Source organism: Alphaproteobacteria bacterium (assembly GCA_018667735.1).
GTDB lineage: Bacteria > Pseudomonadota > Alphaproteobacteria > Rickettsiales > JABIRX01 > JABIRX01.
On the sequence record JABIRX010000040.1, the window covers coordinates 1 to 15,547 of the forward strand.

A 15,547-nucleotide genomic window follows, 5' to 3' on the forward strand; every position below is an offset into this window, starting at 1 on the left:
AACTTCTCAGAGCTAAAATATTTCAATATTGCCGCCGTTAATGTAGTCTTACCATGATCAACGTGACCAATTGTTCCTATATTTAAGTGTGATTTATCTCTTTTAAATGTTTCTTTACTCATTTTTATACCTAAAAATTACATCCGTTAAGTTGGTTATATATATTATCTTATTTAGCACAGCTAAATACTCTTACTTTTAGCAAAACATCCACTTGCTCTTGGAGCGGGTGAAGGGACTCGAACCCTCAACTTTCAGCTTGGAAGGCTAACGCTCTACCAATTGAGCTACACCCGCTTATAAAAGCTGGTAGAGGGGGTAGGATTCGAACCTACGTACGCATACGCGGGCAGATTTACAGTCTGCTGCCTTTAACCACTCGGCCACCCCTCCTAATTTTAAAGTGGCCATGCTATTATTAGCTACAAACTAAAACAGCATAATGCTTGCAAAGAGTCTCGCTTACACGAGCCAAAAAGTAAGGACAGTATATTTACCCTACGATTGATTATAAGTCAACAAAGTTTTTTAATATTTTAACTCTGAAATTCCAGTGCTTCACCAAAGGTTATTTTACCCTCATAGAATGCCCTCCCTATAATCACACCAGACACTCCATTTACTTCCGAATTTTTGATCTTTTCCAGATCCGACACATTCGAAACTCCTCCAGAAGCTATAATAGGAATGGATATGGTACTAGCAATCTCATTAGTTCCAACCTCATCAAATCCAGATAGCAAACCATCCCTATTAATATCTGTATAGATAATAGCTGCTACCCCCACTTTCTTTAACTTATCTATCATATCAAGAATAAGAACGTCCGTCTCTTCTAGCCAGCCATTAACTGCCACTCTATTTCCCCTAGCATCAATTCCAACCGCTATTTTTCCTGGATATTTTTCACACGCCTCTGCTACCAAAGATATATTTTTTATTGCGGCTGTACCTAAAATAACCCTATGGACTCCTCTGCTCATATACTCATCTATAGCTTCCATACTTCTTATTCCTCCACCTACTTGCACTTTGAGTGATGTACTCTCTACAACCTGTGTTACCAATGATATGTTTACCAACTTCCCCTTTCTTGCGCCATCTAAGTCAACAACATGCAGCCATTCAAAACCAGCACGCTCAAATTTTAGCGCCTGATCTAACACACTATCATTAAACTCTGTAACTTCATCAAACTTCCCTTGCTTAAGCCTAACGCAAGAACCATTTTTTATGTCTATAGCTGGATAAATAATCATATTATAAATTTAAAAATTCTGTTAAAAAACTCAATCCATTAATACCACTCTTTTCAGGATGGAATTGGGTAGCAATTATATTTTCAGCGACTAAAATAGCTGGAAACTTATTGCCGTAGTCACACTCAGCTATTACATTAATTTTATTTTGACAAGCAAAATAATAAGAATGAACAAAATAAAAATCTTTCTGATGAAATTTTTTATAATTAAAGCCATTTAACACATCGTGCTTAACCAACAAATTATTCCACCCAATATGTGGAACTCTTATTGGTAAATTAGCAGGGAACTTTTTTACCTCACCAGCAATTAAGCCAAGCCCACTTGTTAATTTGTTCTCATGCCCAATATCTCCCAGAATTTGCATGCCTACACACACACCTAAAAAAGGTTTTCCTGATTTCACATGAGCCAGAATATAGGCTTTAAATTCTGGGTTTAAAGCAAAAAACTCCATTGGCTTGTCAAAAGCACCAACCCCAGGTAAGATCAAATAATCTGTTGCTGTTAGCTTAGCAGAGCTCGATACAACTTCTATGTTATACTGTGAAACCTTGCTAAATGCACTAAATACCGAATGTATATTTCCTGCACCATAATCAATTATTGTGACTTTCTTCATATTTGTACTATCTGATAGTTGGTATTAAATTAACATGGTAACATTCGGAACCTACAAAATTATAGCCTCTCTTCATTAAAAATTTTTCCTTAATATTTGAAAAATCCAAAGCTAAATAAAAGCTGAATGCTAGCTCAATTAACTTAATCAGAACAAAAGATAAAAGGCCTTTTACATAAAATACATTAAGAACCAATAATAAAAGAATATATAAAGTAAAATTTAACCACATTTTGTGAAATAAAAACAAAATAGGACCAAATATAAAAACCCATATGTTGAACGAATCCTTAACTATCTCGTAATTATCGCTTAAATCTGATTTTTCTTTTGAAAAAACTGAGTAACGCTGCATAGATTAAAGCGATCCTTTTGTAGAGGGAATCTGATCCGCACTTCTACTATCAATTTTACATACTTGCTTAAGACTATTTGCCAAACCTTTAAAACATGACTCCACTATGTGGTGACAATTAGTTCCATATAAATTTTCAACATGTAAATTAGCTCCCAAATTTAACGCAAAAGCATAAAACCATTCTCGAAATAACTCTGTATCCATATCCCCTACTTTATCCCTAGAAAAATCTACATTCCAAACTACATAGGGCCGACCAGAAACATCAAGTGCTACACGAGTCAGGGTTTCATCCATAGGCACATATGAAAAAGCGAACCTATTAATTCCTTTTCGATCACCTAAAGCTTTCTTTACTGCTTGACCTATTGTGATAGCAACATCTTCAACAGTATGATGGAAATCAATATGTAAATCGCCATCTGCTTTTACTTCCAAATCTATTAAGCTATGCTTTGATAATTGCTCAAGCATATGATCTAAAAAACCTATAGATGTATTGATATTGTAGTTACCCGTTCCATCTAAATTTAATTTCACAGAAATTTTGGTTTCTTTAGTCTCTCTAATTATATTTGCTTTTCTAATCATGGTCTATTATAAATAATCATTATTTTATACAATATATTGTAGAAAACTACTAAAATATTAATTATGAGAAATTACATATTAATTTTAACATTTATTAATTTATTTGCTGTAAAACTTACCTTTGCAAATGATTTTAACATTTTTAGCCCAATTGAAGAAGAGGAGCCTAATCAAATTAGTGACCCTTATGAAAAAATTAATCGCAAGATTTATGCTTTTAATGTTTTTGTAGATAACTACACCACTAAGCCTGCAGCCAAATTTTATCAAATTACCACATCTGAAGAAATACGCGCTAATGTTACTAATTTTTATAAAAATATTACTATGCCAATTACAATAGCAAACTCTTTATTACAAGGTGATTTCAAAAATCTATATAGAGCAGCGCGAAGCTTCCTGATAAATTCTACCGTTGGAATATTTGGCTTGTTTGCGCCCGCTGAGCAAAACTTTAAATTCAAAAAGTCTAATAGAGAAGATTTCGGCCAAACTTTAGCAAAATACAATGTAGGATCTGGCTCTTATTTGATGTTACCATTTTTTGGCCCAAGCTCCACCAGGAATTTGACTGGAAAAATAATTGATATGCCTTTAAGTCCCAATTGGTATATTAATGAGGAAAGCCTTAGATCTTTATACACTACATCTGATGTAATTAATCAAAGAGAAAAACTCTTAGGTCACTTTGATGACATCCAAAAAAACACTTTAGACCCTTACAGTGTAATAAAAAGCTCCTATTATCAACGCAGAAATAAAATGATCTCAAATGAAATTAATTAAAAATATTATAATACTTAACTTATTATTACTAACTTTTATCAACAATGCGCATGCAGATTTAAAAGATGTAGAAAAATTTACCTTTAAATTTACCAGTAAAATCTTTGAAATAATTCAAAAAAAAACAAGTATAGATGATATTCGCAAAGAGTTAATAGAGGAAATATCAGAAAATATAAACATTAATGTAACGGCAAAATTTGTGTTAGGCAAATATTGGAAACAATGCAATGTAACACAACAAAATTACTTCAAAAAAATATTTAAAGACTATCTTATATTAAATTACGCACCTAAATTTCAAGGCTATAATGACGAATCTTTTAACATCATTGAAACAAAAAAACTAGCGCCAGGAAAATATAGCAGCAAAATAAAAGTAAGCCTCTCAGATAATACTAATTTTGAAATTATTTTATATATCATAGAACATGATAAAAAATTTAAAATTGTAGATATCGTAGGAGAAGGTATCAGCTTTTCTGCCACCCAAAGAACAGAATTCTACTATATCATCAAAAATAATGGTATAGAAAAATTCTTGGAAATATTAAACCAGAAAGTCATTAAGCTAAAAAACTCTTAATAACATTAAAAATTCAAACATATTTGGCCTTCTAAAGCTTTTTGCGATTAGAATTTTGGCCTCAATTACACAAACTAAAAATAAAAAGCATTATTACATTAGGTACAAACTCTCTAAATAAACAAATTATAAAGCAAATTCCTATGCTAATTATTAGATCTTAACTAGAAAATAAAGAGTTATAGCACTTAAGGAATAATTATGTAACTTAAATATTGTAAGACTTAAACCTATTAATTTTTATAATTGACAACATTATGTTCATGCCAAAATGGCCACCATATTATAAAAAAAGTGGCAAAATAATGGAAATATTAAGCCTGCTTGATGACCCTCATCTAAAATTACCTCCTACCATACATGTAGCGGGAACAAATGGCAAAGGCTCAACCATCGCCTTTATGAAACAAATTTTACAAGAGCATAATTTAAATATTTGTAGCTTTACTACACCTCATTTATTAGAGTTTAATGAATGCTTCGAAGTAAATAATCAGCATCTTAATGATAGCCAAATAGATCGCCTTACTGAAGAAATAAAGCTTAAGTTAAAGAACCAGATTGAACCAAGTTTCTTTGAATTTCAAGCTGCTTTAGCCTTTCTTAGCTTTAGTAGATCTAACGCTGATATTTGTATTATTGAATGTGGAATGGGTGCAAAAAATGATCCAACAAATATTTTGCCATCACCATTATTATCAGTAATAACTCCAATATCATTCGACCATGAAGAGTTTTTAGGTGCATCACTAGAAGAAATAACTATAGATAAATGCCATATCATAAAAAGATCTCCCGTAATATCTGCAGCGCAAAATGAGATCTCTAATCACATTATAAAAGAATTTAGCAAGTTGCAAAACACCAGCCTTCATAATTATAATGAGTCGTATGATTTTTCTGTTGAGAATAACAAGCTTATCTACGCAGATATTAAAAATAATGAATTAATATATTATAACTTACCCTCTCTAAATGGTGAACATCAAATTATTAATTTGGTAACTGCAATAACTGCAATAAAGGCACAATCACTGCATGAAATCTCTGATGCAACTATTAATAAAGCCATAGAAAAAACTAAATGGCCAGGTAGGTTAGAAAAACTATCTTCAAGTAACAATCAGGAAATCTGGTTCGATGGTGCTCATAACCCTGCCGGAGCAATGTACCTTTCAAAATGGCTAATACAGAATAATAATTCAAAAATATGCCTTATCTATGGCAGAAGCGCAAATAAAAATCATGCAGATTTTTTAAAATATTTTTTGAATAAAAATATAGATATCTGCTTTGTGACAGTTGAAAATGAAGCTAAAGCCGAATCAACACATAATTTTAAAAAATTCTGCACTAATAATATTGATTATCAAAATATTAGAATTTTTGATAATCTAACCATTATGTTTAATGATTTTTTACCCGGTTCAAAATATAACATAATTCTAGTTTGTGGTTCATTATTTCTTTATCGTGATTTAAAAAATAATTTACAACAAAAAAAGCCTCCCAAAAGGAGGCTTTAAAATTAGCTTATAACTATGCTGCGATAACATCATCATCATCGTCAAAATCCTCGTCTTCATTATCTATTTCATCTACATATAATATGCTCGTAAATTCAGATTCAAACTTCTCCAAAGTAGTTTTTCTTACATGACAAACTTCTGTGACAAAGCGATTATAGGCACTTTCATATATTAATCTTTCACTATATGATCTATCAGGATTTTTTACATTTCTATGAAGATCTCTAATAACTTCAGCTATCGCTAGAATATCACCGGAATTGATTTTCTTCTCATACTCCTGAGCTCTTCTGCTCCACATGATACCTCTAGAAGCTTGAGCTGTTTCACTCACTATATCTAAAGATTGATTAATCAGCTCGGGACTACATAAGCGCCTTAGTCCAACCTTAGAAGACCTTGCAACTGGCACGCTAAGATTCATTTTGTCCTTCTCAAAACTAATTTGATAAAACTCTAAATTTGTGCCCCCCAAAGACTGGGACATTATATCAGTTATTTTACCCACTCCGTGCGATGGATAAACAACAAAATCACCTTTTTTAAAGCTCTTTTGAGTCATAATTTAAAACCTCGAAAATTAATGTTGATTTAGTATAACACAATTTCAAGCACATAAAAAGCATTTTTTCATTTTTTATTATAAAATTTCTTTTAACGTTGCCCCTATTTTAGCTGGAGAATCTGAAACAGCTATGCCAGCTCTATTCATTGCCTTAATTTTAGCATCTGCAGTACCTTTTCCACCGGATACTATTGCACCAGCATGTCCCATTCTTTTACCTGGAGGAGCTGTTCTACCTGCAACAAAGCCAACCATAGGCTTGCTTCTACCTTTAGCTGCTTGCTCTTGTACATATTCAGCCGCTTCTTCTTCAGCTGAACCACCTATCTCACCGATCATGATAATTGACTCTGTTTCTTTATCATCTAAGAACATGTCTATTGCATCAATAAAATTAGTGCCGTTAACTGGATCTCCACCAATTCCAATACAGGTAGATTGACCTAAGCCTAATTGAGTAGTTTGATATACAGCCTCATATGTTAAAGTACCGGATTTAGATACTATACCAACGGAACCTTTTCTGTGAATATGGCCTGGCATAATACCAATTTTACATTCGTCAGGAGTAATAATTCCAGGACAATTTGGACCAATTAATCTAGTCTTGCTACCCTTAAGCATATTTTTTACTTTTACCATATCAAGAACTGGTATACCTTCTGTAATACATACTGCCAAATCTAACTCAGCATCTATTGCTTCCATAATAGCATCAGCTGCAAATGGAGGTGGTACATATATTACGGTTGCATTACAACCTGTTTCCTTTTTAGCATCCCTTACAGTATTATAAACAGGTAGGTCTAGATGAGTCTTACCTCCTTTTCCTGGGGTAACTCCTCCCACCATGTTTGTTCCATATGCAATTGCTTGCTCTGAATGAAATGTACCTTGTGCACCAGTAAAACCCTGGCAGATAACTTTTGTATGTTTTCCTACTAAAACTGACATTTTAACCTCTATGCTTTTTTAAGTTTTTTTACTTCAGCAACTATTTTCTTAGCCGCATCATCAAGATCATCAGCTGCTATGATAGCTAAACCAGAATTTGCTAAAATCTCTTTCCCTTGATCTACATTAGTACCTTCTAATCTTACTACTAATGGAACTGATATATTAACTTCTTTAGCAGCAGCTATTACACCATCAGCTATGATGTCACAACGCATAATACCGCCAAAAATATTAACTAAAATTCCTTGTACAGAACTATCTGATAAAATAATTTTAAAAGCTTCTGTTACTTTTTCTTTAGTTGCTCCACCACCAACATCTAAAAAATTAGCTGGCTCAGAGCCATAATATTTTATGATATCCATAGTTGCCATAGCAAGGCCCGCGCCATTTACCATACAACCAATATTTCCATCCATTTTAACGTATGACAAATCATATTTACTTGCTTCAACTTCTAATTTATCTTCTTCCGTTTCATCACGCAGAGCTAAAATATCACTTCTTCTGTATAAAGCATTGGTATCAAAGTTCATTTTTGCATCTAGTGCTATTAAATCACCTTCTACAGTTCTAACTAATGGATTAATTTCTAGCTGAGCTGCATCAGTTGCAATAAAAGCTTCATATACACCTTTTAATATTTTACCAAACTTTTTCAACTGATCTCCTGAAAAACCAAGGCCAAAAGCTAACTCTCTCACATGATAACCTTGAATACCAATTCCTGGGTTAACGGAGACTTTTAAAATCTTTTCTGGGTTACTTTCTGCTACCTCTTCTATTTCCACACCACCTTCTCTGGATGCTATAAAAGTAATTGCGGAAGTTTCTCTATCTAAAACTGCTGATAAATAATATTCTTGCTCTATGTTTGAGCCCTCTTCAACATAAATTCTATTGATTTCTTTACCTTCGGGACCAGTTTGATGCGTAATTAAAGTTTTACCCATTAACTCATTTGCTACATTATAGACTTCGTCTAAAGTTTTAACAACTTTAACACCACCTGCTTTACCTCTTCCTCCGGCGTGAATTTGCGCTTTAACCACGTAAACTGCGCTATTTAGCTTTTCTGCGGCTGATTTTGCTTCTTCTGCACTGAAAGCAGGAAAGCCATTAGGAACAGGAACTCCATATTGTTTCAATACATTCTTTGCTTGATATTCATGAATATTCATAGATATTACCATATAATTTGAAAATCATAAACTAACCTAATATTAATAACTTTAAAGTAAAAAGTGCCTAAAAACCTAATTTTAAAAAATTCTGAACTAAATATTTTAGCTAATTTTCTATTTAAACCTATTTTAACTAAAAAAATTATCACATTATCTGGAGAGCTTGGTGCTGGTAAAACAACTCTAGCAAAAGAGATTTGCAAAGTTTTACAGGTATATGATGAAGTAACTAGTCCTAGCTACAATATTTTAAATATTTATGAAAGTGAAAATGGCCCCATATATCATTATGATCTATATCGAATAAAAGAGAAAAATGAGATTGAAAATATAGCAATTGATGACGCTTTCAGTAACTATATTACTTTGATAGAATGGCCTGAATTAATTAAAGATATGTTACCAAAAGATAATATTAGAATAAAAATCAGAGATTATGCCAACGACAAAAGAGAGTATATTATAGATGGTATTTAAAGTGGACAAAATAACAGCGTTTTTAAATAAAAATTTCAATAATAAATATAGCTTAAGTGAACTTAAGCAAGATGCCTCATTACGCCAATATTACAGAATTTCAACTGAGCAACATAGCTACATATTAATGGACTCATCCAGAGACCAAAAAGCATTATTAGATTTTGTAAAAATAACCAATCTATTGCAAAAACACGAACTCTCAGTGCCAACTATAATTCTAGCAGACCCTGAGCATAACTTCCTAGTTTTAGAGGATTTTGGTACCATAAGCTTTAATGATTACCTAAAACAACAACCAAATGATACTGACAAATTATATTATCTTGCGCTTGATAATATAAATGAGGTTGTAAAAATAAAAATCACAGATTTAGACCTTAAACATCACAACAAAACTGAATTACTTGATGGTGTTAAACTATTTAGCAAATATTATTTAAAGGAAAATCCTGATATTTTGACAAATATGTTTGCACAAGTCCTAGCTAAACTTAATGATAATCATAGATATTTAGCACTAAGAGATTTCCATGCAGATAATCTTATGATCCTTAAGCATAGAGCAGATTTATATAAAATTGGTTTATTAGATTATCAAGATGCTAGTAAAAGTTTTTTGTCCTATGATTTAATTTCCCTCATTCAAGATGCTAGGCGGCAAGTGAAGCTCTTAGATCAAAAGAAATATCTTTCATATTTCATTGATAAGGCAAAAATAAAAAACTTAAGTAAATTTTATCAAGAATATGAAATTTTAAGCTTTCAAAGAAATGCCAGAATATTAGGCTTATTTACAAAATTTACGCGCGAAGGAAGTACAAATTATAATAAATATATTAGTAATGTGAGAGAGTATTTAGAACAAAACCTGCAAAGTAAGGAACTTGTTGAAATTAACTCATATCTTAAAAAAAAATTAATCTAGCTGACAAATTGAATTTTCTAAATCCAAAAATGCTAGAGAACATTGATCCCCGGAAATAGCAAAATTATAAAAATAACTTTCACCATATGCAGCGTCATTACTAACATTACTACCACTTGCATCAACTATACAAGGACCTAAATTTGCATTTAATACATTTTCTCCACTTCTAGCTTGAATTAAACCTTTAGTTGGTATTGCATCATCAAATTTTAGGTCCAATAGATATGCTTTTTCTGGCGAAATTACTGCATTTAAATTATTACCACCTTGTATGTGCTGACCAAAATATAAAATATTAATGTTTTTTGGATAATAACTACTATTCACCTGACATTGGTTATTACTTCCCGTGCCAATTGGCCAAGAATAATAACTATATATGGCCTGATTATAACTAGAACTGGGGCAATCAGTACTAGTACAACACAAGTAATAACTATCACAATCCCTATCACCTACTACCTCCTGAGCTTTACCACTATATGTGCCACTAACATAACCAGATAAGGCTAAATGCCGCCATAATAATAATGGCTCAGAATAATTAGAACTATTTTTCTCTGCAAGGTTAATAGTTTTTACAAAACCATCACCATCACCGTTGCAATCACTGGAGGTTGCGGCGCATCTAGTAGAAAAATATTGATCAGCATGAGGAAAATCACCAGGTAAAAATTGGTACTTCTGTTTAAAATCGCTAACTGCAAGCTTATATTTTACTGCCTCATTATAAATAGACTTTAAATGAGTAGACTCTAAAAATCTTGCACCTTGAGATATTAGCAATAGTAACAAACTTATTACTGTTACAACTATAGATAGCTCTATAATTGTGAATGCTTTATGCGATTGATGTGACTTCTTTAATTCTATTTCCGGCAACATTTAACATCGAAAAATCTGGATAATCATGTGTCTGCAAATCATATATTAACTCATTAAACCTTGTAATTTGCTTATCATTGCTTTCTAACCATTTAGTAATAATCTCTGCAACTGTAAATTTCCCTTTTGTATTTATACTATATTTGACAATTTCATCCGTAATGCGCATCTGTTGGTCATAAATATTATCCATATAGCTTTTTAACGATAATTTATCCCAATATGAGTCAATCTTTAAATTATGAGCAGAAAGCCTCAAATATCTCAAATGAAGTTTAGTGCCTATAGAATAATAAAGCTCTGCAACATATTCTATAGAAACTTCATTATTATTCCTGGCCACCTGCACAATTTGGCAAGCTGATGACATCATATCCATTGAAGCTATTTTCTTTGCTATATTCTCTGGTACTTTTTTACTCACATAATATTTAAATCTTTCCATGCGTATTTTTTGCGCATATTTGTCTAAAGATTTATCTAAAGTATCATAAACCTCTTCAACTTTTGGCGAAAATTCTTTCACTAACTTGGCAATATCCTTAATTGGTTGCTCAATACCCCTAATTAACCACGCAGTTGTGCTCTCTATAAAGGTTGCAATTTCTCGATACATTTCTATCTGCACTTTAGAATCAATCTTAGGAATTAAATTCTGTATATCAAACCACAAATCCCTCAACTTAAATACATCTCTGGTAATAGTATAAGCTCTTGCAATATCACACATTTTAAGACCTGTATCTTCCGATAAACGATTAAAAAATGTGATCCCCAACCTATTTACCAAGCTATTTGTAATGTAAGTTGCAACAATTTCCCTTCTTAAATTATGCCCCTTAACTTCATTTGTGTATAATTTAGATAGCTTTTCAGGAAAATATTTAACAAGCTCATTAACATAATATTCTTCATCAGGCAAAGTAGAAGAGAGCAAGTTACTGTAAAGGTAAATTTTACTATATGATAATAATACGCTTAATTCAGGCCTAGTTAAGCCAATACCCATGCTATGTCTTCTAGCCACCTCATCGGCATTAGGCAGAAATTCAACTTGTCGGTCAAGCAAACCTAGCTTCTCTAATTTATGCATCATACGATCATGTTGCTCAAGTGATTTAACCCCCTGATGCTCTGCTATACTAATAGCTTGTGTTTGTAGAAAATTATCACGTAAAACTAACTCTTCTACATCACTTGTCATAGATTCAAGAAGCTGATTCCTCTTATTCTGATCTAACTTCTTATTTTCCATAGCTGCTTGCAAAGCTATTTTTATGTTTACTTCATGATCTGAACAATCAACTCCAGCGGAATTATCAATTGAATCCGCATTTATTTTGCCTCCTTTTAAGGCATATTCTATTCTACCTTTTTGTGTAAAACCTAAATTTCCACCTTCTCCTACTATTTGGCAATTTAACTCATTTGCAGAAATTCTAACAGCATCATTTGCATGATCTCCTACTTCTGCATCACTTTCGGAAGAGGCTTTCACATATGTACCAATACCGCCATTCCATAATAAATCTACATGTGATTTTAATAATTCTTTGATTAGATCATTTGGTGCTATACTAGCTACTTTTATATTTAATAACTTTTTAATCTCCTTTGATAATTCCAATGATTTTGCTGAACGCTCAAAAACTTCCCCGCCTTTTGATATTAACGCCTTATCATAGTCAAGCCAAGTTGACCTTGGTAAATTAAACAATCTTTCCCGCTCAACAAAAGACTTTTTACTATCTGGGTTTGGATCAATAAAAATATGCATATGGTTAAAAGCTGCAACTAGCTTAATATTTTGCGATAAAAGCATACCATTGCCAAATACATCTCCCGACATGTCACCAATGCCCACAACTGTAAATTTCTCATTTTCGATATTAACACCAAGCTCATAAAAATGCCTAGTTACCGAAACCCAAGCACCTTTAGCTGTGATTCCCATTTTCTTGTGATCATAACCTTGTGAGCCACCTGATGCAAAAGCATCACCTAACCAAAAATTATATTTTTCTGAAACAGAATTTGCTATATCTGAAAAAGTTGCTGTACCTTTATCGGCAGCAACAACTAGATATGGATCGTCACTATCATATCTAACCACATTCTGCGGAGGAACAACTTTACCTGATATAATATTATCCGTTAAATCTAACAAACCAGACAGAAATGTTTTATAGGCAATAATACCTTCTTGCATAAATTCTTCGCGTGACAATAAATCAAGCTTTTTCTTAATAACAAAGCCACCTTTAGAACCAGTTGGCACTATAACCGCGTTTTTCGTCATTTGCGCTTTCACTAGACCATGCACCTCAGTCCTAAAATCTTCTGTGCGGTCAGACCATCTTAAACCTCCACGCGCAACTTTTCCACCGCGTAAATGCACACCTTCCATTACAGGTGAATAAACATATATTTCAGCATAAGGTTTAGGCAAAGGTAAGTCCTTTATGTCTTTAGAAGATAACTTAAATGATATATATTCTTTATATTGATCATTATCATCTAATTGAAAAAAGTTAGTTCGTAAGGTTGCTTCAACCAACTCTAGAAATTTTCTAAGTACCGCATCTTCAGCTAAATTGGTAACCTTAGTAATTAAATTTAATATCTCACTTTCAATTTTTTTAACTTTACTTGCATCTTGCTGCTTATATTTATTAACAAATAAATCAATAAACAACTTAGTCATCAAAGCGTTCTTATGTAATGCCTCAGCTATAAACTCTAAGCTGTATGAAAATTTAGCTTGCTTTAAATAACGAGTGTAAGCCCTAATTAGCGAAACTTCTCTAGCTGATATATTTGCGGCTAAAACTAACTTATTTAAACTATCATTCTCAATTTTATTTAACCAACATTGTAAAATTGCATCTTCAAAAATACTCTTAATTTCATGATAAGAGCTTGTTGATAGATTAGTGATATTAACCTTAAAGTTATGCAACCAAATAACCACGTCCTTATCTTCCACTTTTGGACTAATTTTGAACGTATGCTCTTCTATAACTTCTAAACCAAAATTCTCCAAAATTGGCATCATTTGAGATAATGGTATTTGATTATCATGGCTATATATCTTTAGCAAATATTTGCTTGAGCTTTCTTCTGGCTTAGATAATGCTATTAACGGATGACTTCCAGACATCAATTTATTTATTAAAGTGATATCATGTGCTGCATCATCCGCACCAAAATGCTCCGTGTAGGACAAAGAAAAAGCATCCTTGTAAGTTGTGTAAATTATTTTCGCTTCATCTTCGCCTGAAGAAACCTCCAATTTACCAAAAAGCCTTTCATTCCAGCGCGTTGATACATCTAATATCTCCTGCTCTATTTTTTGGTAATCTATTTTTTTAGGTGATAACCCTCTTGTTTTTACAATGAAGTTAACTCTTGCTAGCAATGATTCAGAAATCTGTGTATAATGAGCAGTAACCTCACCCTCAAACTCTCTTGCTACAATACCTTGAATTTTCTCTCTTATACCTGAGCTAAAATTTTTCTTAGGTACATAGCAAATTATACTAGCAAACCTACCAAATTTATCCTGACGAGCAAATAATTTTGACACCTCTCGACCAGAAATAGCTACAATACCCATAGCAGTTTCAAAAAGCTCTTCTTGTTTAATCTGAAAAAGCTCTTCCCTTGGGTAAGCAGCCAGCACCGAAACTAGCTCTTTACCATTATGCCCACTAAGATCAAAACCCGATTTATTAATAACTTTTTCTATTTTTCTTCTAATTATTGGTATTTTTTTTGCATTTTGGTAAAATACTAGCGATGTAAATAAACCAAAAAACCTATGCTCACCTTCTAAATCTCCTTTTTTATTATATTTTTTAATTCTAATAACATCCAAATGAGCCGGCCTATGTATTAAAGACTTATTATCCGATTTAGTAATCTCAATAACAGCATTTTCAAAATCACTAGTTTCCAAAAGGTCCCTGCTAACCACCTTAAGGTCATCTGGATCACACAGCTTCAGAATACCCAATTTACTGTCATTTAATGCTTTAAAATTTGCATTAAGCTCACCCATTTTTATGCTATATTCAGCATAACCAAGAAAAACAAAAGCATTATCTTCAATCCAATCTAAAAAAGCTAACGACTCTGATAAGTCGTTTTTATCTGCCCTTATGTGCAATTCTTTAATATCGTCCCTAACTACAGTTAGCTTATCTAAAACAGACCTCCAATCCACTACTGACTGCTTAACCAAACTTAATACATATTTTAATTGATCAGCTAAACTTTTTTTATCACTATCTGAGCTGATTTTTGAGACTTGGATATGCATTACTGACTCTAACTCTCCCGCTTTGCTCTCACATGACGGCTTAACAAGCTTAATTAGCTTTCCACCTTCATCTCTTTCTACGCAAATAACACGATTTATAATTCTTTCTATTGCATAACCCTGCCTTATAATTTCAGCTGTCAAACTATCTACTATAAAGGGCATATCCTTGGACACAAACTTAACTATGCTATACTTGTTACCTAAAACCGAAGTTTCTTTTGGCGTTGCAATATCAAACTTATCCTCCCCCGGTTTTCTTGTTTCAATAAATTCAAAATTTGATTTTACCAGCTCGCACAAATAGTCATCTCCCTTAGATAAAAGGTCATCATGAATAATGTTGCTGTAAAACAGCTTAGCAAATAATTTAAGATTTTCATCATTAGAGATTTTGCTAATTTTATTTTTAATTAAATCATCAATTCTTTTATCTATAGCCTTAATTGATCTAAGCGTCATAAATACCTCCTGCTTTATGCTTTTAGTGATA

General features: G+C 32.4%; 15 protein-coding genes and 2 tRNA genes. 5 read left to right on the top strand and 12 right to left on the bottom strand.

Going from position 1 to position 15,547, the window contains the following annotated elements; all coding sequences use genetic code 11:
- From tuf to hisB, 7 genes are all read right to left on the bottom strand, one after another.
- On the bottom strand, window positions 1-122 hold a 122-nt coding region (gene tuf, locus HOH73_04105), incomplete at its 3' end, for an elongation factor Tu (protein ID MBT5828039.1).
- Between the two features lie 99 nt (window positions 123-221).
- A tRNA-Gly gene (locus tag HOH73_04110) sits at window positions 222-297 on the bottom strand.
- A gap of 10 nt (window positions 298-307) precedes the next feature.
- Window positions 308-393: transfer RNA gene (locus HOH73_04115), tRNA-Tyr, on the bottom strand.
- A 143-nt stretch (window positions 394-536) separates the two neighbouring features.
- Window positions 537-1,259 (bottom strand): 1-(5-phosphoribosyl)-5-[(5-phosphoribosylamino)methylideneamino]imidazole-4-carboxamide isomerase, encoded by a 723-nt coding sequence (hisA, locus tag HOH73_04120; protein ID MBT5828040.1) that lies wholly within the window; start codon window positions 1,257-1,259, stop codon window positions 537-539.
- Window position 1,260: 1 nt separating this feature from the next.
- A complete protein-coding gene (gene hisH / locus HOH73_04125) occupies window positions 1,261-1,884 on the bottom strand; it encodes an imidazole glycerol phosphate synthase subunit HisH (GenBank protein MBT5828041.1) in 624 nt (207 codons plus the stop codon).
- 7 nt (window positions 1,885-1,891) lie between these two features.
- A complete protein-coding gene (locus HOH73_04130) occupies window positions 1,892-2,239 on the bottom strand; it encodes a DUF2628 domain-containing protein (protein ID MBT5828042.1) in 348 nt (115 codons plus the stop codon).
- 3 nt (window positions 2,240-2,242) lie between these two features.
- On the bottom strand, window positions 2,243-2,830 hold the full coding sequence (gene hisB, locus HOH73_04135) for an imidazoleglycerol-phosphate dehydratase HisB (GenBank protein ID MBT5828043.1): 588 nt from the start codon (window positions 2,828-2,830) through the stop codon (window positions 2,243-2,245).
- A gap of 66 nt (window positions 2,831-2,896) precedes the next feature.
- Here hisB and HOH73_04140 point away from each other — a divergent pair, with 66 nt between their 5' ends.
- The 3 genes from HOH73_04140 (at window position 2,897) to HOH73_04150 (ending at window position 5,731) form a co-directional block, all read left to right on the top strand.
- Window positions 2,897-3,619, top strand: a complete 723-nt coding sequence (locus HOH73_04140; protein MBT5828044.1) for a VacJ family lipoprotein — start codon at window positions 2,897-2,899, stop codon at window positions 3,617-3,619.
- Entirely contained in the window at window positions 3,606-4,205 is a 600-nt protein-coding gene (locus HOH73_04145; GenBank protein MBT5828045.1) for an ABC transporter substrate-binding protein, read from the top strand. Before HOH73_04140 ends, HOH73_04145 begins: the two co-directional genes overlap by 14 nt.
- Before the next feature lie 257 nt (window positions 4,206-4,462).
- A complete protein-coding gene (locus tag HOH73_04150; GenBank protein MBT5828046.1) occupies window positions 4,463-5,731 on the top strand; it encodes a hypothetical protein in 1,269 nt (422 codons plus the stop codon).
- Window positions 5,732-5,744: 13 nt separating this feature from the next.
- On the opposite strand, the gene HOH73_04155 is transcribed toward HOH73_04150, so the two are convergent.
- The 3 genes from HOH73_04155 to sucC all read right to left on the bottom strand — a co-directional run bounded on the left by HOH73_04155 (window position 5,745) and on the right by sucC (window position 8,437).
- Window positions 5,745-6,296 (bottom strand): CarD family transcriptional regulator, encoded by a 552-nt coding sequence (locus tag HOH73_04155; protein MBT5828047.1) that lies wholly within the window; start codon window positions 6,294-6,296, stop codon window positions 5,745-5,747.
- 78 nt (window positions 6,297-6,374) lie between these two features.
- Window positions 6,375-7,253 (bottom strand): succinate--CoA ligase subunit alpha, encoded by an 879-nt coding sequence (sucD, locus tag HOH73_04160; GenBank protein ID MBT5828048.1) that lies wholly within the window; start codon window positions 7,251-7,253, stop codon window positions 6,375-6,377.
- An 8-nt stretch (window positions 7,254-7,261) separates the two neighbouring features.
- Entirely contained in the window at window positions 7,262-8,437 is a 1,176-nt protein-coding gene (gene sucC, locus HOH73_04165) for an ADP-forming succinate--CoA ligase subunit beta (GenBank protein MBT5828049.1), read from the bottom strand.
- Window positions 8,438-8,500: 63 nt separating this feature from the next.
- Between sucC and tsaE the strand changes: the two genes are divergently transcribed.
- Both tsaE and HOH73_04175 read left to right on the top strand, forming a co-directional pair.
- Window positions 8,501-8,917: a tRNA (adenosine(37)-N6)-threonylcarbamoyltransferase complex ATPase subunit type 1 TsaE gene (gene tsaE / locus HOH73_04170; protein MBT5828050.1), complete on the top strand. Its 417-nt coding sequence runs from the start codon at window positions 8,501-8,503 to the stop codon at window positions 8,915-8,917.
- Between the two features lies 1 nt (window position 8,918).
- Window positions 8,919-9,845: a phosphotransferase gene (locus HOH73_04175; protein MBT5828051.1), complete on the top strand. Its 927-nt coding sequence runs from the start codon at window positions 8,919-8,921 to the stop codon at window positions 9,843-9,845.
- Here the strand turns inward: HOH73_04175 and HOH73_04180 are convergent.
- Window positions 9,837-10,733 carry a prepilin-type N-terminal cleavage/methylation domain-containing protein gene (locus tag HOH73_04180; GenBank protein MBT5828052.1) on the bottom strand — a complete coding sequence of 299 codons (897 nt, stop codon included), beginning with the start codon at window positions 10,731-10,733 and terminating at the stop codon, window positions 9,837-9,839. The genes HOH73_04175 and HOH73_04180 overlap by 9 nt on opposite strands.
- Complete coding sequence (locus tag HOH73_04185; GenBank protein ID MBT5828053.1) at window positions 10,690-15,516, bottom strand: NAD-glutamate dehydrogenase; 4,827 nt, start codon at window positions 15,514-15,516, stop codon at window positions 10,690-10,692. The genes HOH73_04180 and HOH73_04185 overlap by 44 nt, the downstream gene beginning before the upstream one ends.
- Window positions 15,517-15,547: the final 31 nt, after the last annotated feature.

Bases quoted from the DNA above. Each gene is read 5' to 3' on its own strand.
- hisA (MBT5828040.1), bottom strand. From the start codon at position 1,259: ATGATTATTTATCCAGCTATAGACATAAAAAATGGTTCTTGCGTTAGG.
- hisH (MBT5828041.1), bottom strand. From the start codon at position 1,884: ATGAAGAAAGTCACAATAATTGATTATGGTGCAGGAAATATACATTCG.
- HOH73_04130 (MBT5828042.1), bottom strand. From the start codon at position 2,239: ATGCAGCGTTACTCAGTTTTTTCAAAAGAAAAATCAGATTTAAGCGAT.
- HOH73_04140 (MBT5828044.1), top strand. From the start codon at position 2,897: ATGAGAAATTACATATTAATTTTAACATTTATTAATTTATTTGCTGTA.
- HOH73_04145 (MBT5828045.1), top strand. From the start codon at position 3,606: ATGAAATTAATTAAAAATATTATAATACTTAACTTATTATTACTAACT.
- HOH73_04150 (MBT5828046.1), top strand. From the start codon at position 4,463: ATGTTCATGCCAAAATGGCCACCATATTATAAAAAAAGTGGCAAAATA.
- HOH73_04155 (MBT5828047.1), bottom strand. From the start codon at position 6,296: ATGACTCAAAAGAGCTTTAAAAAAGGTGATTTTGTTGTTTATCCATCG.
- sucD (MBT5828048.1), bottom strand. From the start codon at position 7,253: ATGTCAGTTTTAGTAGGAAAACATACAAAAGTTATCTGCCAGGGTTTT.
- sucC (MBT5828049.1), bottom strand. From the start codon at position 8,437: ATGAATATTCATGAATATCAAGCAAAGAATGTATTGAAACAATATGGA.
- HOH73_04180 (MBT5828052.1), bottom strand. From the start codon at position 10,733: ATGTTGCCGGAAATAGAATTAAAGAAGTCACATCAATCGCATAAAGCA.
- HOH73_04185 (MBT5828053.1), bottom strand. From the start codon at position 15,516: ATGACGCTTAGATCAATTAAGGCTATAGATAAAAGAATTGATGATTTA.